The organism is Pseudomonas sp. LH1G9, from assembly GCF_002949975.1.
In the GTDB taxonomy this organism is placed as follows: domain Bacteria; phylum Pseudomonadota; class Gammaproteobacteria; order Pseudomonadales; family Pseudomonadaceae; genus Aquipseudomonas; species Aquipseudomonas veronii.
Map to the genome: position 1 here is coordinate 3,257,274 of NZ_CP026880.1, position 21,833 is coordinate 3,279,106.

The 21,833-nt window shown below is 63.5% G+C and carries 19 protein-coding genes and 1 pseudogene; 6 read left to right on the forward strand and 14 right to left on the reverse strand.

Going from position 1 to position 21,833, the window contains the following annotated elements; translation table 11 throughout:
- Nucleotides 1-22: 22 nt before the first annotated feature.
- The 4 genes and pseudogenes from C5F70_RS31555 to C5F70_RS14975 all read right to left on the reverse strand — a co-directional run bounded on the left by C5F70_RS31555 (nucleotide 23) and on the right by C5F70_RS14975 (nucleotide 4,482).
- Complete coding sequence (locus C5F70_RS31555; RefSeq protein ID WP_371920075.1) at nucleotides 23-940, reverse strand: methyl-accepting chemotaxis protein; 918 nt, start codon at nucleotides 938-940, stop codon at nucleotides 23-25.
- Nucleotides 932-1,990, reverse strand: a pseudogene (locus C5F70_RS31560) (HAMP domain-containing protein); the annotation flags it as partial. The gene C5F70_RS31555 and the pseudogene C5F70_RS31560, both read right to left, overlap by 9 nt.
- A 115-nt stretch (nucleotides 1,991-2,105) precedes the next feature.
- Nucleotides 2,106-3,518 carry a PLP-dependent aminotransferase family protein gene (locus C5F70_RS14970; RefSeq protein WP_104903617.1) on the reverse strand — a complete coding sequence of 471 codons (1,413 nt, stop codon included), beginning with the start codon at nucleotides 3,516-3,518 and terminating at the stop codon, nucleotides 2,106-2,108.
- Nucleotides 3,519-3,720: 202 nt separating this feature from the next.
- Nucleotides 3,721-4,482, reverse strand: a complete 762-nt coding sequence (locus C5F70_RS14975; protein ID WP_046384180.1) for an SDR family oxidoreductase — start codon at nucleotides 4,480-4,482, stop codon at nucleotides 3,721-3,723.
- Between the two features lie 228 nt (nucleotides 4,483-4,710).
- Between C5F70_RS14975 and C5F70_RS14980 the strand changes: the two genes are divergently transcribed.
- Nucleotides 4,711-5,718, forward strand: coding sequence for an NADP-dependent oxidoreductase (locus C5F70_RS14980; protein WP_017846796.1), 1,008 nt, complete (start codon nucleotides 4,711-4,713; stop codon nucleotides 5,716-5,718).
- Nucleotides 5,719-5,781: 63 nt separating this feature from the next.
- Here the strand turns inward: C5F70_RS14980 and pyrF are convergent, their stop codons facing one another.
- A complete protein-coding gene (gene pyrF, locus C5F70_RS14985) occupies nucleotides 5,782-6,480 on the reverse strand; it encodes an orotidine-5'-phosphate decarboxylase (protein ID WP_017846795.1) in 699 nt (232 codons plus the stop codon).
- Between the two features lie 259 nt (nucleotides 6,481-6,739).
- On the opposite strand from pyrF, the gene C5F70_RS14990 reads away from it, so the two are divergent.
- Nucleotides 6,740-7,501: a response regulator gene (locus tag C5F70_RS14990; RefSeq protein WP_032804413.1), complete on the forward strand. Its 762-nt coding sequence runs from the start codon at nucleotides 6,740-6,742 to the stop codon at nucleotides 7,499-7,501.
- A complete protein-coding gene (locus C5F70_RS14995; protein WP_046486360.1) occupies nucleotides 7,501-8,535 on the forward strand; it encodes a HAMP domain-containing sensor histidine kinase in 1,035 nt (344 codons plus the stop codon). Before C5F70_RS14990 ends, C5F70_RS14995 begins: the two co-directional genes overlap by 1 nt.
- A 43-nt stretch (nucleotides 8,536-8,578) precedes the next feature.
- On the opposite strand, the gene C5F70_RS15000 is transcribed toward C5F70_RS14995, so the two are convergent.
- The 9 genes from C5F70_RS15000 to C5F70_RS15040 all read right to left on the reverse strand — a co-directional run bounded on the left by C5F70_RS15000 (nucleotide 8,579) and on the right by C5F70_RS15040 (nucleotide 16,442).
- The gene (locus tag C5F70_RS15000; protein WP_017846792.1) at nucleotides 8,579-9,640 is read right to left on the reverse strand and encodes an AI-2E family transporter; all 1,062 of its coding nucleotides are present in this window, start codon (nucleotides 9,638-9,640) and stop codon (nucleotides 8,579-8,581) included.
- Nucleotides 9,641-9,712: 72 nt separating this feature from the next.
- Nucleotides 9,713-10,531: a DUF4892 domain-containing protein gene (locus tag C5F70_RS15005; RefSeq protein WP_017846791.1), complete on the reverse strand. Its 819-nt coding sequence runs from the start codon at nucleotides 10,529-10,531 to the stop codon at nucleotides 9,713-9,715.
- A gap of 114 nt (nucleotides 10,532-10,645) precedes the next feature.
- Nucleotides 10,646-11,500, reverse strand: coding sequence for an alpha/beta hydrolase (locus C5F70_RS15010; RefSeq protein WP_017846790.1), 855 nt, complete (start codon nucleotides 11,498-11,500; stop codon nucleotides 10,646-10,648).
- Nucleotides 11,497-12,300: an alpha/beta fold hydrolase gene (locus C5F70_RS15015; protein WP_017846789.1), complete on the reverse strand. Its 804-nt coding sequence runs from the start codon at nucleotides 12,298-12,300 to the stop codon at nucleotides 11,497-11,499. The genes C5F70_RS15010 and C5F70_RS15015 overlap by 4 nt, the downstream gene beginning before the upstream one ends.
- Nucleotides 12,301-12,397: 97 nt before the next feature.
- Entirely contained in the window at nucleotides 12,398-12,841 is a 444-nt protein-coding gene (locus C5F70_RS15020) for a hotdog fold thioesterase (protein WP_017846788.1), read from the reverse strand.
- Between the two features lie 30 nt (nucleotides 12,842-12,871).
- Nucleotides 12,872-14,527, reverse strand: a complete 1,656-nt coding sequence (locus tag C5F70_RS15025; RefSeq protein WP_046384186.1) for an AMP-binding protein — start codon at nucleotides 14,525-14,527, stop codon at nucleotides 12,872-12,874.
- Nucleotides 14,528-14,612: 85 nt separating this feature from the next.
- The gene (gene sixA, locus C5F70_RS15030; protein WP_017846786.1) at nucleotides 14,613-15,062 is read right to left on the reverse strand and encodes a phosphohistidine phosphatase SixA; all 450 of its coding nucleotides are present in this window, start codon (nucleotides 15,060-15,062) and stop codon (nucleotides 14,613-14,615) included.
- Nucleotides 15,059-15,406 carry a DUF4389 domain-containing protein gene (locus C5F70_RS15035; protein WP_017846785.1) on the reverse strand — a complete coding sequence of 116 codons (348 nt, stop codon included), beginning with the start codon at nucleotides 15,404-15,406 and terminating at the stop codon, nucleotides 15,059-15,061. Before C5F70_RS15035 ends, sixA begins: the two co-directional genes overlap by 4 nt.
- A gap of 10 nt (nucleotides 15,407-15,416) precedes the next feature.
- On the reverse strand, nucleotides 15,417-16,442 hold the full coding sequence (locus tag C5F70_RS15040; protein ID WP_017846784.1) for an NAD(P)H-dependent glycerol-3-phosphate dehydrogenase: 1,026 nt from the start codon (nucleotides 16,440-16,442) through the stop codon (nucleotides 15,417-15,419).
- Nucleotides 16,443-16,637: 195 nt separating this feature from the next.
- On the opposite strand from C5F70_RS15040, the gene C5F70_RS15045 reads away from it, so the two are divergent.
- The 3 genes from C5F70_RS15045 to C5F70_RS15055 are packed head-to-tail and all read left to right on the forward strand — an operon-like array spanning nucleotide 16,638 to nucleotide 21,587.
- The gene (locus C5F70_RS15045) at nucleotides 16,638-18,758 is read left to right on the forward strand and encodes a TonB-dependent receptor plug domain-containing protein (protein ID WP_371920067.1); all 2,121 of its coding nucleotides are present in this window, start codon (nucleotides 16,638-16,640) and stop codon (nucleotides 18,756-18,758) included.
- A 1-nt stretch (nucleotide 18,759) separates the two neighbouring features.
- Entirely contained in the window at nucleotides 18,760-19,689 is a 930-nt protein-coding gene (locus C5F70_RS15050; protein WP_104903619.1) for an ABC transporter substrate-binding protein, read from the forward strand.
- Nucleotides 19,686-21,587 (forward strand): ATP-binding protein, encoded by a 1,902-nt coding sequence (locus tag C5F70_RS15055; protein ID WP_104903620.1) that lies wholly within the window; start codon nucleotides 19,686-19,688, stop codon nucleotides 21,585-21,587. The genes C5F70_RS15050 and C5F70_RS15055 overlap by 4 nt, the downstream gene beginning before the upstream one ends.
- The last annotated feature ends 246 nt before the right edge of the window (nucleotides 21,588-21,833 follow it).

Genomic DNA, 21,833 nt, shown 5'->3' on the forward strand with positions numbered 1-21,833 from the left:
GATCGCGGCCCGGCGGCGGCGATCAAAGGCGGAAGTGCCCCACCATGCCCTTGAGTTCCGCGCCCAACCGCGCCAGCGCAATACTCGACGCGGCATTGCCTTGCATGCTCAACGCCGATTGATCGGCACTCGCGCGAATGCTGGTGACGCTGCGGTTGATCTCTTCGGCCACCGAACTCTGTTGCTCGGCCGCTGCGGCAATCTGCTGATTCATTTGTTGGATCAATGACACCGCGACCGCGATGCTGCCCAGCGCGCTTTCGGTTTCCAGCGCATCGCTGACGGCCAGCTTCACCAACTCGCCGCTCTGCTGGATCTGCTGCACCGACGCTTGCGCCGAGCTGCGCAAGGTGCCGACCAGGCGCTCGATCTCCTCGGTCGATTGCTGGGTGCGCTTGGCCAGCGCCCGCACCTCATCGGCCACCACCGCAAAACCACGGCCTTGCTCACCGGCGCGCGCGGCCTCGATGGCTGCGTTGAGCGCCAGCAGGTTGGTCTGTTCGGCCACGCTTTTGATCACGCTCAACACGCTGCCGATGTTCTGGATTTCGCTGCTGAGGCTGTCGATGCTGGCGCTCGCGCTGGTGCTGGACGTGGCCAGCTGTTCGATGCGCTGCAAACTCTGGCGCACCACCTGCTGGCCGCTGTCGACTTTGTCATCGGCGGTCTGCGCAGCCTGTGCGGCCTCTTCGGCGTTGCGCGCCACATCGTGGACCGTGGCGGTCATCTGGTTCATCGCCGTGGCGACCTGCTCGGTTTCTTCCTTCTGGCTGCTGACCTCGATGTTGGTCTGCTCGGTGACGCTGGACAGCGAATGCGCCGAACTGGCCAATTGCTCGATGCCCGCTTGCAGCCTGCTGACCATATCGCTCAAGCCGCTGCCCATCTGTTGCATCGCCTGCATCAACTGGCCGATTTCATCGCGGCGGCTGACGTCCATGCGCCCACTCAAATCGCCGGCTGCGATCTGCTGGGCCACCGCGATCACCCGGCGCAGCGGCGCGACGATCAACCGGGTAATCACCCAGGCCGCAATCAAGCCCATCAACAGCGCCAGGGCCGAGGAGCCGATGATCAGCAGCGCGCTTTTCTTCAACTGCGCCTGCATCGACTGATCTTCGGCGGCATACGCCTGGTCGACGCGGCTGACCACTTGATCGGCGCGATCATGCAATTGTTTGTAGACCACTTTTTCCTGGGCCAGCAGGCCGGTGTATTCGCCGAGCTTTTCATTGAACGCAGCGATATGCCCGCCGACCTCATTGAGCACCGTCTGGTAACCGGCGTCCTTGACCGAGGTCTTCAGTAACTCGACCTGGGCCAGCGCCTGCTCCGCCTGTTCGATCTTGCCTTGTTCGGCGCTGTCTTCCTGCCCTTTGCGGCTCTGATCGAGGCGCACATGGGCCTCGTTCATGGCTTGCAGCATCAACCGCGAAACCTGGCTGACCTGCCCCGCCTGCTCGATAAACTCGGCGCCCTCCTTGCCCTGGCTTTCCTTGAGGCCATAGGCGCCATCGTCGGCCAGGCCGGCCTGCAACACATCGAGGTTATTGGCCACGCTGGACACCGACCAACTGGCCATTTCCAGTGCCAGGTCCTTGGTCTGGGTCAGTTCGACGAACTCATCGAACGCCTTGCGGTAAGCCGCCAGGGCCTGTTCGACCTCGGTCATCAGCGGCACGTTGGTCGCAGACTCGGCCTTGAGGCTGGCGGCCAGGGCGGCCAAGGCGTCGACTTGCTCATGCAGGGCGTCGACGGACTTGGGGTCGGCGTGCAGCGCGTAGTCCTGCTCGATCAAACGCACCTTGAGCAGCCCGCTGTTGAGCGAAGACATGCTCTTGAGGCCCTCGAAACGCAGGCCAACGGTTTGCAGGGACCACACGCCAATCGCTGCGACCAACGCAGTCAACAGCAGCACCAGGCTGAAGCCCAAACCCAGTTTTTTCGCCATACCGAGGTTGGCGAAACGTCGTTGCACGGCCGAAATCATTGCACTTGAATCCTCTTGCAATGGCGGATGCCATCAAGTCCGGTTTCCCAGTAGCGAGATTCGCAACCCCAAGGCCCTGAACACAAGTCGTTGGCGCCACAATAATGGCAAAAAGCTACACACTCGTCGTTTTCAGAATGGTCGAGGTCGATCTGGCGGGCCCCGCGGCGCGGAACAACGCCAGGGCCCGCTGATCAGCAGCATAGGCCACATTGATGCGCTGCCACTCGCTGTGTTCACCCGTGGGGCTGAACAGCGCCCCCGGCGACATCAACACGCCGAGTTGCCGCGCACACGCCTGCAAGCGTGAACGGTCGGCCATGCGAGGCCGCGCCCAGACAAACATGCCGCCGGCGGGCACGGCGAACACCTGCCACTCCTCATCCTCCAGCACCTGCAAGGTCGCGGCCATTTGCGCGTTCAGGCGTTTGCGCAGGCGCTGCACCCATTTGCGATAGGTGCCGTTGGCCAGCAACGTGGCCATCACCGCTTCGGCAAAACGCGAGGTGCCGATGCCGGTGAGTGTCTTGAGGTGTACCAATTGCGCAATGATCGGCGAACTGGCGCTGAGGTAGCCGACGCGCAGGGCACTGCTGAGGGTCTTGGAAAAACTCGAGACATAGATCACCCGGTCATCATGGGGCAGCGCCGAGAGCCGCGTGCAACTGGCGTGTTGCAGGTCGGCGTAGACATCTTCTTCGATGATCAGGAAGTCTTCGCTGTGCGCCAGCGCCAGCAAACGCTCGGCCACCTTGCGGCACAGGCTGGTGCCGGTGGGGTTGTGATACAGGCTGTTGATAAACAGGCACTTGGGACGATGGCCACGCAGCAGGGCTTCCAGCGCCGGGACGTCCGGGCCGCCCTGGGTACGCGGCACTTCCAGCAGCGTGACGCCGTGGAAGGCCAACTGACGAAAGAGGTTGCCATAACCGGGGGTTTCCACAACCACCGTGTCGCCGGCCTTGAGCAAGGTGCGGATCAGCAGGTCTTGAGCATGGCTGGCGCCATGGGTGGTGAGAATGCGGTCGAGGCTGGTGACCACGTGAATCTGGGTCAGGCGCTTGAGCAGTTGCTCGCGCAGCGCCGGCAGCCCCAGTGGCGTGCTGTAGTTGAACAGGCCGCCGGTATCGATGCGGCTGACTTCGCGGATCGCGTAGCTGATGTCATCGCTTTCGCGCCAGGCGTCCGGCAGCCAACCGCAGCCGAGTTTCAACTCGCCCAACGGGCTGTCGGTGAAAGCGCCCCACTCTCGCTCCGCGCCTTCATACCAGTGGCGTTCCTGAGCCACCGGCGGCTGCGCCACCACAAACCCGGAGCCCTGCTTCGAGGTCAGCAGGCCCTGGGCCTCCATGCGCTCGAATGCCTCGATCACGTTGGACTGGCTGAGCAGGTTGTCGAGGGCCAGTTGGCGGATGGACGGCAAGCGTGTACCGGGGCTGACCCCGCTCTTGCGAATCCATTCCGCCACCGCGCTGACGATTTGCTGCACCACCGGTACAAGGGCTTGTCGATCGATCCCTAAATCCATGAGCCACTCACTTAACTATCTGTTATTCAACCCAAAACAGTTAAGCACAGAAGCCCACTCCAACCGGTCGCCAACAGTAACTAAAGTATTGATTTTATTGACTTATTTACCTCCTGATACACATTGGATCACGGCATTTTGCCAGCTATGGAAACGCCCCACAGCACCTCAAACTTTTTCGAATGAGGTGCGGCTTGGAGTCCTAGATCGCGGTGGCGCCGCCGTCCACCGCCAGGGCGTGGCCGGTGGTGAACGCCGCACCGTCACTGCACAGGTACAACACCGCACTGGCGATTTCCTCGACCTTGCCGATGCGCCCGACCGGGTGCATGGCCGCGGCGAATTCGGCTTTGCGCGGGTCAGCTTCATAGGCACGGCGGAACATGTCGGTGTCGATCACGGCCGGGCATACCGCGTTGACGCGGATGTTCTTTTTCGCGTACTCGATGGCCGCCGATTTGGTCAGGCCGATCACCGCGTGCTTGGACGCGGCATAGATGCTCATCTTCGGCGCGGCGCCCAGCCCTGCCACCGACGCGGTGTTGACGATCGCACCAGCGCCCTGGGCCAGCAGCAACGGCAATTGGTACTTCATGCACAACCACACGCCCTTGACGTTGACGCCCATGATCGCGTCGAACTCATCGAGGGTGCCGTCCGCCAACTTGCCTTTCTCGATCTCGATCCCGGCGTTGTTAAAGGCGTAGTCCAGGCGGCCATACGCGGCGATGGTCTGCGCCATCAATTGCTGCACGTCGGCTTCCAGGGTGACGTTGCAGCGCACGAACTGCGCCTCGCCACCGGCCTCGCGGATCAGCGCGACAGTGCCTTCGCCGCCCGCTACGTCGAGGTCGGCAACCACTACCTTCAAACCTTCGGCGGCAAACGCCAGCGCGGTGGCGCGGCCAATACCGGCAGCGGCGCCGGTGACCAGGGCGACCTGGCCGGAAAACGTCATGCTCATGGGGGATGTCCTATGGGAGAAATAGCCGTGGGCCGAGTCTAGCCAAGCCCGACACGGGCGCGTCAGCACTATCAGAAGGCCGGTTAGCGCTGCATGAATCACAATGATAAGACCGCCCGGCCGACTATCATCGAAGCCTATCGCCAAGCATTCGCAGCCCTCGGCCGACCTTGCCCGCAGGCCATTATGGGTCTATCAATCAGGCTTCATTTCTCAAGAGTCCTTGCCATGACTGCCCAGACCAACCGCCAGTTCCTGCTCGCCAAACGCCCGGTCGGCGCGGCCACGCGGGAGACCTTCACCTACCAGGAAGTGCCGGTGGGCACGCCACAGGACGGGCAGGTGCTGGTGCGCAACGAATACCTGTCCCTCGACCCGGCCATGCGCGGCTGGATGAATGAGGGCAAATCCTACATTCCGCCCGTCGGCATCGGCGAAGTGATGCGGGCGCTGGGCGTAGGCAAGGTAATCGCCTCGAACACCCCTAAATTCGCCGTCGGGGACTACGTGAACGGCGCCCTGGGGGTGCAGGATTACTTCCTCGGCGAGCCGCGTGGTTTCTACAAGGTCGACCCCACGCTTGCGCCCCTGCCGCGCTACCTGTCGGCGCTGGGCATGACCGGCATGACCGCCTACTTCGCCCTGCTCGAGACCGGCGCACCCAAGGCCGGCGAAACCGTGGTGATCTCCGGCGCGGCCGGTGCGGTGGGCAGCATTGCCGGGCAGATCGCCAAGATCAAAGGCTGCCGTGTGGTGGGCATTGCCGGTGGCGCCGACAAGTGCAAGTTCCTGGTGGATGAACTGGGCTTCGACGCCGCCATCGATTACAAACACGAAGACCTGCCCGCCGCGCTCAAGCGCGAGTGCCCCAAGGGCGTGGATGTGTATTTCGATAACGTCGGCGGCGATATTCTCGACGCCGTGCTCAGCCGCCTGGCATTCAAAGCCCGCGTGGTGATCTGCGGTGCGATCAGCCAGTACAACAACGAGGACGCGGTAAAAGGCCCGGCCAACTACCTGTCATTACTGGTCAATCGCGCACGCATGGAAGGCTTCGTGGTGATGGATCACGCGGCGAACTTTGCCGCCGCCGGGCAGGAAATGGCCGGCTGGATGGCGCAGGGCAAGCTCAAGAGCAAGGAAGACATTGTGGAAGGACTGGAGACGTTCCCGGAGACGCTGATGAAGCTGTTCAACGGGGAGAACTTCGGCAAGCTGGTGCTCAAAGTCAGCTGATACACAGCAGATGTCAATGTGGGAGGGGGCTTGCCCCCTCCCACATGGTTGATCGGTGATCGATCAGGCGATTTCGGCGACCACCGCCGCCAATGCCTTGGCCGGGTCCGCCGCCTGGCTGATCGGGCGGCCGATCACCAGGTAGTCCGAGCCGGCGTCCAGCGCCTGACGCGGCGTGAGGATACGGCGCTGGTCATCCTGGGCGCTGCCCGCCGGGCGAATCCCCGGGGTGACCAATTGCAGCGACGGGTGGGCGGTCTTGAGCGCCCGGGCTTCCAGCGCCGAACAGACCAGGCCATCGAGGCCGGCTTTTTGCGCCAGGGCCGCCAGGCGCAGCACTTGCTCCTGAGGTTCGATATCCAGGCCGATCGCGGCCAGGTCTTCGCGCTCCATGCTGGTCAGCACGGTCACACCGATCAGCAAGGGTTTAGGGCCGCTGCGCTGTTCCAACACTTCACGGCAGGCGGCCATCATGCGCAGGCCGCCGGAGCAGTGTACATTGACCATCCACACGCCCATTTCGGCGGCAGCCTTGACCGCCATCGCGGTGGTGTTGGGGATGTCGTGGAATTTCAGGTCGAGGAACACCTCGAAACCTTTGTCACGCAGGGTGCCGACGATGTCCGCGGCGCAACTGGTGAACAGTTCCTTGCCGACCTTGACCCGACACAGCTTCGGGTCCAACTGGTCAGCCAGCTTCAGTGCGGCGTCACGGGTGGGGTAATCCAGGGCGACGATGATAGGAGTCTGGCAGACGGACATTGGAATGGGCTCTCAGGCAAGTCGAAATCGGCGCGGATTGTAGCGCAAGCGACGCCGTTGCGGGATCCGATGATCGGTAAATACTGACCAAGCGCACTCAGGCGGACCTTTCGGCCATTTGTATCAAATCAGATACATTCACGACATGCCCTCAACACGCCCTACCGCTAGCCTCGCCCGCACGACCCACCGACCAGCACTACCAGCCATGGGGCTGGGCGCCTATGCTGACCGCTACCACCAGGCAGATGATCGCACTATGCATACTTCCGTCCCGCTGAACGACGAGCAAAAAAACGCGGTGAGCGCCGATGAAAAGCGCTGGAACACCCGCGCGCTGATTGTCGACGACGATGTGCCGATCCGCGAACTGCTGATCGACTACCTGGCGCGCTTTAACATTCTCGCCACCGGCGTCACCGACGGCGCCGCGATGCGCGTGGCGATGCAAGCCGAAACCTTTGATGTGGTGGTGCTCGACCTGATGCTGCCGGGCGAAGACGGCCTGTCACTGTGCCGCTGGCTGCGCGCCGAGTCGGACATTCCGATCCTGATGCTCACCGCCCGCTGCGAACCCACCGACCGCATCATCGGCCTGGAACTGGGCGCCGACGACTACATGTCCAAGCCGTTCGAGCCGCGTGAATTGGTAGCGCGCATCCAGACCATCCTGCGCCGGGTGCGCGACGACCGCACCGAGCAGCGCGCCAATATCCGCTTCGATAACTGGCGTCTCAACAGCGTGTTGCGCCAATTGGTGGCCGACGATGGCCTGGTGGTACCGCTGTCCAACGCCGAGTTCCGCCTGCTGTGGGTGTTTATCGAGCGGCCGCGCCGGGTGTTGAGCCGCGAACAGTTGCTGGATGCGGCCCGCGGTCGTTCCATCGAGGCCTTCGATCGCAGCATTGACCTGCTGGTCTCGCGCCTGCGTCAGAAGCTGGGCGATGACCCCAAAGCACCGCAGTTGATCAAGACCGTGCGCGGTGAAGGCTATCTGTTCGACGCACGGGATATCGGCTGATGCGTAACGCCCTCAACACACTGTTCGGCCGGTTGTTCGGTGTGTTGCTGCTGGCGATTGTACTGGCCCATGCGTTGGCATTTTTCTGGTTCCACCACTATGACCCGCCTCCGCCGCCGCCAAAGGCCACCTTTGTCGAGCAACCGGACGGCACGATGAGGCCCCTGCCTAAACGCCCTCGCCCATGGTTTGGCGGCCCGGTGGTGCCGCTGACGTTTCAGTTTTTCTCGTTGATCATCGCCGCCTGGTATGGCGCCAAATTGTTGAGCCGGCCGATCCAGCGCCTGAGTGAGGCCGCCGAGCGCTTGAGCCTGGACCTCGACAGCCCGCCTCTCGACGAGTCCGGCCCCCGCGAAGCCCAGCAGGCCGCGTCAACCTTCAACCTGATGCAAAAACGTATTCGCGAACAAGTCGGCCAGCGCGCGCGCATGCTCGGCGCGGTCTCCCATGACCTGCGCACCCCGCTGTCGCGCCTCAAGCTGCGCCTGGAGCAGATCGAAGACGCCAAGCTGCAAGGCCAGATGCGCCAGGACCTGAACGACATGATCGGCATGCTCGACGCCACCTTGAGCTACCTGCACGAACAACGCACCAGCGAAAGCCGGCACTGGCTGGATGTGCAGGCGCTGGTGGAGTCGATCAGTGAGAACGCCCAGGACCAAGGTTCCAATGTGCAATGTGCCGGCACCTGTGCGCCTTTGCAGGTGCAGCCGATGGCGTTGCGCTCATGCCTCAACAACCTGATCGACAACGCCTTGCGCTACGCCGGCAGCGCGCGCGTGGAGCTGGAGGACAGCCGCGAGGCCCTGACCATCCGCGTAATCGACCACGGCCCCGGGATTGCCGCCGACAAGCGCGAGGCGGTGTTCGAACCGTTCTATCGGCTCGAAGGCTCGCGTAACCGCAACTCCGGCGGCGTGGGCCTGGGCATGACCATCGCCAAGGACGCGGTGGAGCGCCTGGGCGGGCGGTTGAGCCTGGAGGAAACCCCGGGCGGCGGGTTAACCGCCGTGATGTGGTTGCCCCGCGCCTGACGGCCAACGCCCGCCAGCTCCCCCATAAATCTTGGCCACTCAGCTACAGCGGTTCGTCTTCGCGGCGGCTCTGGGCCTGGGTCGCGCTCCAATCCATCAGCAGGCTGTACGCCACGGCGAGCAAGGTCGGGCCGATAAACAGGCCGATGAAGCCAAACGCGATCAGGCCGCCGAATACCCCGAGCAACACGATCACCAGCGGCAGGTTGCCACCACGGCTGATCAGGTACGGCTTGAGCACGTTGTCCACGCCGCTGATGATGAACGTGCCCCACACGCCGAGGAACACTGCGTAGGTGTAATCGCCCTTCCACGCCAGCCAGGCCGTGGCCGGAATCCACACCAGCGGCGGCCCCATGGGGATCAGGCTGAGCAGGAACGTGACGATACCCAGCACCAGCGCGCCCGGCACCCCGGCGATCAGGAAGCCGATCAGCGCGAGCACGGCCTGGGCGGCCGCCGTACCGATCACACCATTGACCACGCGTTGCACGGTGCCGGCCACCAGTTCGATGTAGTAACCGGCACGTTCGCCGATCAAGCGCTCCAGCAGGCGGTGGACGAACATCGCCAGGCGCGGCCCGTCACGGTAGAAAAAGAACACGAACACCAGGCTGAGGGTCAGCTCCAGGATGCCGCCGCCGATCTGCGCGCTGCGCGCCAGCAGCCAGTTGCCCACCTGCCCCAGGTACGGCTTGAGGCTGACCATCAGCGCCGCGCCTTGCTGGTCGATGCTGTCCCACATCGCCACCAGCCGTTCTCCGACAAAGGGAATCGACCCCAACCAGGCCGGCGCCGCCGGCAAACCGTCGACCTGAATATCCTTGATCAACGCCACCGCGTCGCGCACATGGTCCGCGAGGTTGAACCCCAGCCATACCAGCGGCACCGCCACCAGCAGCATCCAGCCCAAGGTCAGGATGCCAGCGGCCAGGGATTCGCGGCCGCCCAGCCAGCGGGTCAGCAACACCATCAGCGGCCAACTGGCAAACGCCAGCACCGCCCCCCAGAACAGCGCCGACCAGAACGGCGCCATCACCCAGAAGCTGGCACCGAACAGCACCAGCAGCAGGATTTGCACCAGCAGGCGATCGTTATTGAGCATGGAGTTTCTCTAGGAAAAGGCTGAAGGCAGTCAGTTTAGGCGAACGGCGCGGGTCCGTTCGCCCTGTTTCGGTCAGCGTATCAGATGCAGGTGCAGGCCTTTGGCTGGCTCGGTACCGGTTTCCAGGCGTGCGGCCCGCACGCCCTTGTCAATCAGGGCCTGGCGCCACGCTTCGGCATGGGGGCCGGTCAAACTGACACGCAGGGTGGTGTCGAGGTTCAAACCGCGGGAAATCAGGGTCAACCAGGTGGCATCGGGGTCCGTTCCCAAAGCCGGGAAATCCAGCTCGCCAGTGCTTTTGAGTTCGCGCAACAGCGTGGCGGAGGTCGGCAGCAGCTCCCCAAGCGGGGTGCCGGCATCGATCTGTTCGACATGCAGGTAAGCCCGGCGATTGCCGCGGGTGATGCCGTACAACGCCACCAGGGAATTGTCCTGCGGGGCGGCCAGACGCAACAGCAGGTATTCCTGCTGGCCATCGGCGCCGACCAACTTGGCATTACCGAACACTTCATTGGCCCACAGGCTGCTTTCACCGCAGTCACGGGCCTGGCACCAGAACAACAGCTGCGCGCCCTGCTGCTGCAGCGCTTCGCGCGTGGCGGTGAACGCAGCGCTGGAGGTGTGCTCGGCGGGCAGTTCATAGGTGATGGCGGTGGCCTGGCCGCGCGCGGTGGCCTGGGCTTCGTAACGCAACTGGCCGCTGATCTTGCGGATCGCGCCCATGGGGTAGATGCGCTCTTTTTCTTCGGCGGGACGATAATCGATGATTTGCGCGTCGACCTGACGGGCCACGGCGGGCAAGTCCTGGCTACCCGGCACATCGGCGGCGAACACCAACGGGCTGAACACACACAGCCCGAGGGCACGGATACAGCCTTTACGCACGCTCATCGGATAGTTGAGCCCTGGCCATCGGAGGTCGCAGCAGTTTCAAGATCGGTGTTGAGATCGTTCATGGTTGACTCCCTTTCAATCCGCCCAGCCTCGGCAGTTGACCGCGCCAAGTCAAGGTGCAGAGAAGAACCGATTGAAACAGTCTGCAACAAGGACCGCGCCCGCCTCGTCATTCAAGTGCAAATGATGGCCACCGGGCAGGGTCGTCACGGTAAACGGTAGCTGGGAAAGCAATTCGGGATGTCTCGCCAGCATGCCGTCAGCGGCGACCACCAGTTGAGTAGGGCAACCTACGCGGCGCACGAAAGCCATGGCTTGCTCGTCGGTCAGACGCATCGGCGATGCCAGGGTCAAGCGGCTGTCCGTTCGCCAGGTGTAACCGCCCGGCACCGGCATCAACCCGCGCTGGGCCAGCAGTTCAGCGGCTTCGCGGCTCACGGCCACCAGCCCTTTCATCCGCGCTTCGACGGCGCGATCAAGGTTGCCGTAGACCGGCTTGCGCTTGCCCTGCAGGTTCAATTGCGCCTGCAACGCCATGCCCAAGCGCTCGGCGGCGTTCTCGCCAGTGGCGGTCGGCGGGATCACACCGTCGATCAAGCCCAGGTGCGTCACCCGCTCCGGCAAGGCACCGGCCAATACCAGGGAGACGATGGCGCCGAGGGAATGGCCAAGTAATGCAAAACGTTTCCAGCCCAGTTGTTCGGCGACCTGCAGCACATCGTGGACGTAATCCCACAGGGCATAACCGGCCCCCGTCGGACGATGCGCCGAATGCCCGTGGCCGGCCATGTCGAGGGCGACGATACGCATGCCCTGCAGTTTCGGCGCCAACCGCGCGAAGCTGTTGGCGTTGTCCAGCCAGCCATGCAAGGCGATCACCGGCAGACCGTCTTCGGGACCGAACAGATGCGCGGCCAATTCGATATGCGGCAGGCTCAGGCGCACTTCTTCGACCGGCGTACTCATGCGCAACTGCGCTCGCGGGCTTCCCAACGGGCGAACAGCTGCTTGAGCAAGGTCGCGGTGTCCTGGGGGCGTTCGAGGGGGAACATGTGGCCGCCGGGCATGGTGAGCATTTCTCCCATGGGCAGGCGCCCGACGCCGCTGGCGTGGTGGCGCATCACCACCCGGCTCTGGCGCCCGCGCACCACCGCCAGCGGCACTTTCAACTGGCGCACCTGGCCCGGGCTGGTGTGGGGCACGCCCCGGTAGATACTGATTTCAGTGGCCGGATCGAAACGCAGGCGCAGGCGATCGCCGACCTGATACAGGCCATGTTGCAGGTAAGCGTCGAAGCATTCCGGGTCGAAGCCGCGAAACAGGGTCTTGCCGGCGAAGTAACTGCGCGCGGCGTCCAGGTCGGCGAATTCTTCACGGCGGCCCAGGGTGCGCCCGGCCGGGGTGAGGCGGTCGATAAAACCAAAGCGCTTGGCGGCGCGGATCACCCAGCGGTCGGCACGGGTCAGCACCGGCGAGTCGAGCATCACCACGCCGCGATACAACTGCGGGCAGCGCATGGCCGCGTGCAAATGCAACACGCCGCCCAGGGAATGGCCCACGCCCCACACCGGCTCGGGCTGCTGTTGCAGATGGTGGATCAGTTCGTCCACCAGGTTCTGCCAGTTGTCGTCCACCGGAAACCTTGGATCGTGGCCGTGCTGCGGCAGGTGCGCGACGGTATATTCCGGGGCCAGGCCGGCAAACAACTTGCCGTAGGTAGCCGAAGGGAAGCCATTGGCGTGGGCAAAAAACACGTGCTGCGACATACCGGTTCCATCTATAAAAACAGACATTGATTGTCACCACGCCCGACCGTTACGGCAATGACCGTAACCGCCAGGAATGATGACACTCACGCCACGCCTATCGCGCCGGCGGGTTCTCGCCCAGGGGCACTACGGCCATGGTCAGGCGCGAGACGCAGCTGGACTTGCCATCATCGTTGGTCAGGCGGATGTCCCACACCTGGGTGGTGCGGCCGATATGAATCGCCCTCGCCACCGCCGTCACCCGCCCGCTGCGCACCCCGCGCAGGTGGTTGGCATTGACCTCGAGGCCGACGCAATAGAACTTGCTCGCATCGATGCACAGGTAGGCCGCCATGGAGCCGACGCTTTCGGCCAGCACGACCGACGCGCCGCCGTGCAGCAGGCCGTAGGGCTGATGGGTACGCTGATCGACCACCATGCTGGCGGTCAGGGATTCTTCGTCGAAACTTTCGAAGCGAATATCCAGCACTTCACCGATGGTGTTTTTCTGCAGAGCGTTGAGTTGCTCGATATTGGGTTGGGTGCGCCACAGGCTCATACCGTTGTCCCTATTGGTTTTATGATGGCCCTAATCCTGCCACAGAATGACTTCGGTGCGCTCGCTCCACACCTGAAACTGTGGGCCGTAGGTCGATTCGATGACATTGCGCCTGATCTTCAAGGTCGGTGTCAGGAAGCCGTTTTCCACCGCCCAACTGTCTTTCACCACCACCAATTGACGCAGGCGCTCATGCTTGTCCAACGCCGCGTTGACCTGCTCCAGCCAGCGTTCAAGGCTGCCGTGCAAGGCCTGGCGCGCATCCGCCGGGCCCGCCGCCGACAGCACGCACAGGCCCATCGGCGCAGGCAGGCCGTCGCCGACCACACACACCTGTTCGATCCGTGCATGTTCGGCCAGACGGTTTTCGATCGGCGCCGGGGCCACGTACTTGCCCTTGCTGGTCTTGAAGATTTCCTTGAGACGCCCGGTCAGGCGCAGACGGCCCTCGGCGTCCTGCTCGCCCTTGTCGCCGGTGCGCAGGAAGCCGTCCGGGGTGAGGGTTTCGGCGGTTTTTTCCGGGTCCTTGAAGTAACCGAGCATGGTCGCGCCACTGCGCACCTGCACTTCACCGAGCGGGTCGATACGCACTTCAACGCCCGGGCACGGCAGGCCGATCCAGCCGATTGTCTGCTGGCCGGGGCGACACACATGGGAATAGCCGCAACTCTCGGTCATGCCGTACACCTCCAGCACATCCAGGCCCAGGCGTTGATACCAGCGCAACAAGGCTTCGGGCACCGGCGCCGCGCCGGACAGCGCAATGCGTAACGCGTCCAGGCCCAGGCCGGCCAGCACCTTGCGGCCCACGCGTTTGCCGATAAAGGGCAGCCGCAACAGGCGCTCCAGGCGCGTCGCCGGGATCTTGCCATAGACGCCCATCTGGAATTTGGTCCAGATACGCGGCACCCCGAACAGCGCCGTCGGCCGTGCCCGACGCAGGTCCCTCAGAAAAGTCTCAAGGCTTTCGGCGAAATACACGGTTTGCCCGGTATAGATCGCCGCCAATTCCACAAACATCCGCTCCGCCACATGGCACAAGGGCAGGTACGACAGCAGCCGGTCACCCTCCCCCAGGCCGAACAATTCGGTGCCACCGGTGGCGGCAAAGCCCAGGGCGCCGAAGCTGTGCATCACGCCCTTGGGCAGGCCGGTGGTGCCGGAGGTGTAGATGATGGTGGCCAGATCCGACGCGGCAGGTAGCGGCTGATCCTGGATCGGTGAACAGGCTTGCAGCTCGGTCCAGCTGAAATCCAAGTCACCCGCCGGACACAGCGGCAGGCCGATGGTGGGCACGTCGGCCGGAACCCCGGGCGCCATGGCGGGCCAGTCATCGAGCTTGCCGATGAACACCAGCGCCGCCTCGGAGTGCTTCAGCACATGGGCGACGGAATCGGCGGTGAGGTTGGGATAGAGCGGCACCGAGACATGCCCGGCCATCCAGATGGCCAGGTCGGCGATGATCCAGTGCGCGCAATTTTTCGAGATCAGGGCTACGTGCGACCCCTGGGGCAGTTCCCTCGCACGCAGCCAATGCGCGGCGCAGCGGGCCTGGTGGCCGACCTCGGCCCAAGTGAGGGTCTGTACCTCGTCGCCGCCGACGGGCTGCACCAGGAAGGGTTTGCGCGGATGCCGCGCTTCACGTTCGAAGAAGACCTGCAACGGCAAACGAAAAGCGACGGGCATGGGACGCGCTCCTTTGTGGTCCGATGATAGCCAACCAAGCACTTGCTCGGCTGACTATATAGCACACACAAAGCAGTGAAAGCGCCTACGGATGTTTCACACTGACCAGGCTCATCAGCCCCGCCAGCGGGCATTCCCCCTCCAACTCCGCCAGGCTGGCGGTGTACATCGGCAGCGGTTGACGCTGATGGCCATGCTGCAAAAAGCTGGTCAGGCTGCCGACCAGCGGCTGATGGCTGACCAGCAGCACATTCTCATCCGTGTCGAGCTTTTCCAGCACCTGCTGCGGATTGCCGTCCGGTGTCAGCCAGGGCACGGTGCGGATGTCCGGCACGAAGCCCAGCGCTTCACGCACCAGCTGCGCGGTCTGCTGCGCCCGTACATACGGGCTGGCAATGATCGCGCTGATGGGCTGGCCGATCAGGTGCGCCGCGCTGCGCAAGACTTCGGCGCGGCCATGCTCGGTCAGCTCGCGCTCGGCATCGGTGCGGGCATGCGCTTGGGCTTCACCGTGCCGCAAAATCCACAGTTTCACAGTTTTGGCTCTTCATCGCGCACCGGGTGCGGTGCTGGCGGCACGCTGTGGGCGGCTTCGCCTTCCGGCGCACGCGGCGTCGGCCAGTCGGCGAATGGCCAGGGCTTTTGCTCGGTGTGGAAACTGCCGAAGCGGCCGATCTGCGCGAGGAACTGGCTCAGGCTGTCGCCAAAATTCATCAGGCCCAGGTTCGGCGCGCCGTAGACCAGCCGGTAAATCAGTTGCACCACCACCAACGCACCGAGCAGGAATTGCGCCACTTGCCACACCAGGGCAAACACCAGCATCCACAAGATGCGCAGGGCGATGGACTCGTACTTGGGAGCTGCTTTCGGATCGTTCATGACGCGTTCCTCAGTTGAAACCACTGGTGGAAATAAAGTCGACATCGGTTTTCGGCTCGGCGCGCATCAGCAACTCGATGACCTGATTCAGGGTGCGCCCTTCAAACAGGATCGCGTGCAACCCGGCGACCAGCGGCATGTACACGCCGGCCTCCTGGGCCTTGGCCTTGAGCACCTTGAGGGTATTGACCCCTTCGGCCACTTCGCCCAGGCGCGCCACGGCGTCTTCCAGGCTCAGGCCCTGGCCGAGGGCGAAACCGACCTGATAGTTACGGCTTTTCGGCGACGAGCAGGTGACGATCAGGTCGCCCACGCCCGCCAGGCCCAGGAACGTCATCGGGTTGGCGCCCTGGCTCACCGCGAAGCGGGTCATTTCTGCCAGCGCGCGGGTGATCAGCATGCTCTTGGTGTTCTCGCCCATGCCGAGCGCCACCGCCATCCCGGCAATGATCGCGTAGACGTTTTTCAGCGCACCGCCCAGCTCGACGCCGAAGCGATCGCCACTGGCGTACACGCGGAAGGTGCGCCCATGCAGCACGGCCTGGACCCGCTCACACAGTGCTTCATCTTCACTGGCGATCACGGTGGCAGTCAGCGCATGTTCGGCCACTTCCCGCGCCAGGTTCGGCCCGGACAGCACGCCGATGCGCGCCTGCGGGGCGATCTCTTCGAGGATTTCGCTCATCAGCTTGAAGGTGTGCGCCTCGATGCCCTTGGTCAAGCTGACCAGCAGCTTGCCCGCCAGGCGTTCGGCGTGAGGCGCGAGCACCGAGCGCAAGGCACTCGAAGGCAGCGCGACGAAACACAGCTCGCAGGCCTCCAGGGTCGCCTGCAAGTCGGTGACCGGCTCGACGGCCGGATGAATCTTGATGCCTTTAAGGTAACGAGGATTTTCTCGATGGACGCGAATGGCCTCGGCCTGTTCGGGATCGCGCATCCACTGGCGCACCGCATGACCGTTCTCAGCCAGCAGGTTAGCCACGGCGGTACCAAAACTTCCGCCTCCCAGGACCGCAATAGGGCGCTGTTCAGTCATATGCAATCCGTTAATCCATACCAGTGGCGATGGCCGCATTATACGGAGCCCCCCGCTTGCGGCCAGCCCCCGTATCAATTCACACGCCTGTCGGAAAATGCCATAGCGACGCGGGGTAATTGCAAAGGCGACGACTGGCAAATGGCCCCGCCTCGGTTAACATGGTCGGCTATCCGTAATTATCAAGGCCGTGCCGTGTATTTGGGCCCTCCTCCCCGTTCATCGTTGTGGTTGATGCTGTTGTGCAGCGGCGCGGTGTTCGCCGACGACCTGTTCCTCGACAACCAACCGCTGCCGCAGGTGCTGACTGCCACTCGCCTCAAACAATCGGCCGCCGCCGTGCCCGGCAGCATGACCGTGATCGACAGCGAACTGATCAAGGCCAGCGGCGCGCGAGACATCGCTGAGTTGCTGCGGCTGGTGCCGGGCATGATGGTCGGCTACACCAGCGGCAACCAGGCGGCGGTGAACTACCACGGCACCAATGCCAGCGATGCGCGACGCATGCAGGTCTTGATCGACGGCCGCTCGGTGTACCGCGCAGGCCTGGCCACGGTGGACTGGAGCGATATTCCGGTGGCCATGGAAGACATCGAGCGCATCGAAGTGTTCCGCGGGCCCAACACCGTCAGCTACGGCGCCAATGCGTTGATGGCTGTGGTGAATATCCTCACACGCTCACCGGCCGACAGCCACGGTTCAAGGGTAAAAGTGGTACGCGGCGAACGCGGGATCAACGACTTCTATGCCAGCCAGGGCGTGGGCTGGGAAACCGGCGACCTGCGCCTGTCGATGTCCGGGCAGCAGGACGATGGCTTTGACAGCAACGCGGTGGGCGCCGACCGTCGTGACGGCCGGCGTCTCAACCGCTTCAGCCTGGCGGTGAGCCAGACGCTGAACACGCAACAGAGCATCGACTGGCAACTGAATGCCAAGGAAGGGACCAACCAGCGTCCTTATACCTACACGCCGGTATTCGCCGGGATTACCGAGGGCGGCAACAATTCCGACGTTACCGCCAAGGACTATTCCGGCTCCCTGCGCTGGAATTTCGATTTCAATCCCGAACACAGCCTGTATATCCAGGGCTCGGCCCAACAATGGGACCGCCGGCAGATCTGGAAAGCCTGTGACGCCAAGGTGTCGTTCAGCCCGGAATTGACCCGGCTGTGGCAGCTCAACCCCAATTATGCCGAGCGATTGGCCCGGCATATGGACACCTACAGCCAAGGTGTTGCGCCTCCCGGCAGCGCCGACGAACAAGCACTGGGCAACCAAGTATTGGACCAATGGCGCAACGGCGCCAGCCAGAGCGTATGCGGCGACATCGACCAAAGCACCCGCGAAAGCCGCTACGACCTGGAGATCCAGGACACCCTGAGCCTGTCCGACAGCCTGCGCCTGGTCAGCGGTATGAACTATCGCTATGACCGCGCCGACTCCGACACCTATTTCAACGGCACTCTGGATGACACCACCTGGCGCCTGTTCGGCCAGCTTGAATGGCGCGCCAGCGAGCACTGGTTGCTGCAGGGCGGCACCATGTACGAAGACACCCACCTGAGCGGCAACTCGCTGACGCCGCGGGTGGCAGTCAACTACCTGATCAACCCGCGCCACGGCCTGCGCGCGGTGTACTCCGAGGCGATCCGTTCGCCGGACATGTTCGAGAACAACGTCAACTGGAGCTATCGCGTCACCAACCTCGACTCGCCGGCCTACGGGCAGAATTCCGGGCAGTACTTCGTGGTCACGCGCGGCCCGGGCAATCTCGACAAAGAACTGATGAAATCCCGTGAATTGGGCTATAACGGCTTTTTTGCCGACATCGGGCTGAACATGGACGTGAAACTGTTCTACGACGAAATCACCGACATGATCAGTTCGCCGCTGCGCAACAATCAGTACATTGCCAGCAACGCCAACAGCTCGCGCTTTACCGGCGCAGAATCCCAATTCGACTGGCGCATGAGCAACGCCGACCGCCTGCGGCTGACCTACGCTTACGTCGACGCCAGCACCAGCAACCCGCTGGACAAGGCGCAAACCGCACGCAACAGCGGTTCGGCCGGCTGGTTGCGCGAATGGGGGCAAGGCTGGTCCAGCGCCCTGTTCTACTATGGCGACGATGCCCTTAACCGCTATCGCTTCGAACGGGTCGACCTGCGGGTCGCCAAGCGCATGGCCCTGGGCAACGCCAACGTGGAACTGGCCGGCATGTTGCAACAACGCCTGGACAACCAGCCCACCACCTGGGCCGACAACAACTACGACCATCGCCAAGTGCTCTACTTCAGCGCGGAGTTAGAGTTCTGACATGGGCGCTCAGTCACGGATGACCCTCCTCTCTCTCCCCAGACGCTGGCAACGCGGCCTGCTGCTGCTGTGCCTGCTGCTCAGCGTACCGGCCTGGAGCGCCAATATCCTGCTGACCGCCGCCGAAGAAGGCGCCGGGGTGCAGGCCTTCGTCCAGGCGCTCACCCAGCAGCGCCCCGACGACCGCGTAACCTTCACCCCCCTCGCCAACCTGCCCGTGCCCAGCCGCCTACCGGCCAATACGCGCCTGATCCTGTTGGACCTGCCCAGCCTCGACTGGCGCCTGCAGGATACCCAGGGGCCGTCGACCCTGGTGTTGCGCATCAGCCGCCTGCAGGCCCACCAGCGCCTGGGCCAGGGCGTGCCGGGCAAAATCAGCCTGCTGTGGAGTGACCCGCCGCTGGAGCGCCAACTGCGGCTGATCGCCACAATCCTGCCCCAGGCCCGCCGCATCGGCGTGCTCTACGGCGCCGACAGTGAATTCCTGCTCCGCGAGTTGCGCCAGTACGCCGCGCCGATGGGCCTGGAGATCGTGCCCCAGCGCTGGGACGACATTAACGACAGTCGCCCGCTGCAGCATTTGTTCAGAAACAGCGATGTGCTGCTCGGCCTTGACGACCCGCAGTTATACAACCCGAAAACCGCGAAAAACCTGCTGCTCAGCAGTTATGCCCGGCAACTGCCGCTGGTGGGGCCCAATGCCGGCTTCGTCAAGGCCGGCAGCCTGGCCAGTACTTACAGCGACCAGACCGACTGGCTGGCCGTACTCGACCGCCTGCTCGATCACCCGCCGGCCGGCTGGCCGCGCGCCATGTACCCGGAGCGCTTCAAAGTCGTGGGCAACCCGCAAGTCGCACGCTCACTGGGCATCGAACAGGTCGACGAAGCCAACGTCGCCGCCCGCCTGGCCGAAGGAGAACAACGCCCATGACCTTACGTCGTCGTTGGGACATCAACACCCGCACCCAGCTCATCACCCTGGGGCCGGCGCTGTTGCTGACGTTGCTGTTGATCAGCTTCTTCACCTTCGTGCGTATCCAGGACCTGCGCCAGGAACTCGACCACACCGGCCAGTTGATCGCCAACCAATTGGCCCCGGCCACCGAATACGGAGTGATCTCCGGCAACAACGACGTGCTCGACAGCCTGCTGCGCGCGACGCTGGCCACGCCCCATGTGCGCTTCCTGGAGATCCAGGACAGCGCCGAGAACATCCTGGTGTACGTCGAGCAACCTTCGGAAAACCACGACCGCTCGCTGTCGGTCAAAGTGTTCCAGGCCCCGATCCGCCTGCAACATATCCAATTGGGCAATGACTTTTTCCAGGACAACCTCAACGAACCCAAGGCGCCGCGTGCCGACTACCTGGGCCGGGTGATCGTCGGCATGTCCAACGATGCCTTCAGCCAGCGCCAACAGGAGATTCTGTTCAAGGCCGGCGTGCTCGCGCTGTTTGCCCTGCTGTTCACCTTTTTGCTCGCGCGGCGCCTGGCCGCCAGCCTGTCGCAGCCGATCAGCGCGATGGGCAATGCAGTCAAGGCGATCCAGCAAGGCGACTACAAGACCCCGCTGCCGATTGTCGATGACTCCGAACTGGGCGACCTCTCGCGGCACATCAACAACCTTGCCGAAGGCCTCAACCAGGCCAGCCGCGAACAGCAGCAGGCCATGGCGCAACTGATCCAGACCCGCGAGGAAGCCGAACGGGCGAACAACGCCAAGTCGGACTTCCTGGCGATGATGAGCCACGAGCTGCGCACGCCGATGAACGGCGTGCTGGGCATGCTGCAGTTGCTGGAAACCACCGAGATGACCGAAGAGCAGACCGAATATGCGGCGCTGGCCTCCGAGTCCACGGAACATTTGCTCAAGGTCATCAATGACATCCTCGACTTCTCGCGCATCGAACGCGCGGCCCTGGAGCTGGAACACATTCCGTTCAACCTCGCGGACCTGATCAACAACTGCGCCCAGGCCTTCCAGCACAGCGCCCAGCAGCGCGGGCTGAGCCTCGAACTGCCGATCCCGCCGGGCTTGGACACGTTGCGCGTGCAGGGCGACCCGACGCGTATCCGCCAGATTCTGGTGAACCTGATCGGCAACGCGCTCAAGTTCACCGAGCACGGCAGCGTCAGCGTCGAGCCCCATTGGCAACCCCTCGACCACGAACTGGTGTGGTTCACCTGTACCGTGCGCGACAGCGGCATTGGCATTTCCGCCGAGCGCCTGGAACTGATGTTCGATGCGTTCCAGCAGGCCGACAGTTCCATTTCAAGACGTTACGGCGGCACCGGCCTGGGCCTGCCCATCGCCCGCACCCTGGCCGAACGCATGGGCGGCACCCTGCGCGCGCAGAGCGAAGAAGGTCGCGGTTCGGTGTTCACCCTGGAAATCCCGCTGGCCATCGACCAGCACAGCGTGCCGGCCATCGCCGCCAACGCCGAAGGCAAAGCCAGCGCGGGCGACGGCCGCCATGTGCTGCTGGTGGAAGACAACCCGGTCAACCGCACCGTGGTCGAAGCCATGCTGCGCAGTCTGGGCTTTGAGGTCAGCCTGGCCACCGACGGCGCCGAAGCGATCCGCAGCGCCGAGAGCCTGATTTTCACCGCGATCCTGATGGATTGCCGGCTACCGCTGATCGACGGCTACGAAGCCACCCGCCAGATTCGCCAACTGCCGGGCTGCGCCGAGCTGCCGATCATCGCCCTCACCGCCAACGCCTTGCAGGGCGATCGGGAACTCTGCCTGGCCGCCGGAATGAACGATTACCTGGCCAAGCCGTTCAAACGCACGGATTTGCAGCAAATCCTGCAGCGTTGGGTGCAATAGCGCCGCGCCATCAGCCAACTGCGACTGGCGTGAAAGACGAAAGTGCGGCAGTCTTAGGCACCCGAACGGACCGATAAACAGGCCCGGTTTAAAATTTCAGTGAACAAGTGTACATTCAGTGCCTTGACGCTGTGACTTTCACTACAACGCAATAGTCTATGTGTAGGCTGCCGATGTGAGGCATGAACGCTTCAGTCGGTTCGGGAAGATTTGCCCTACCCTGCCGCATGGGATTATTGAGGAGCT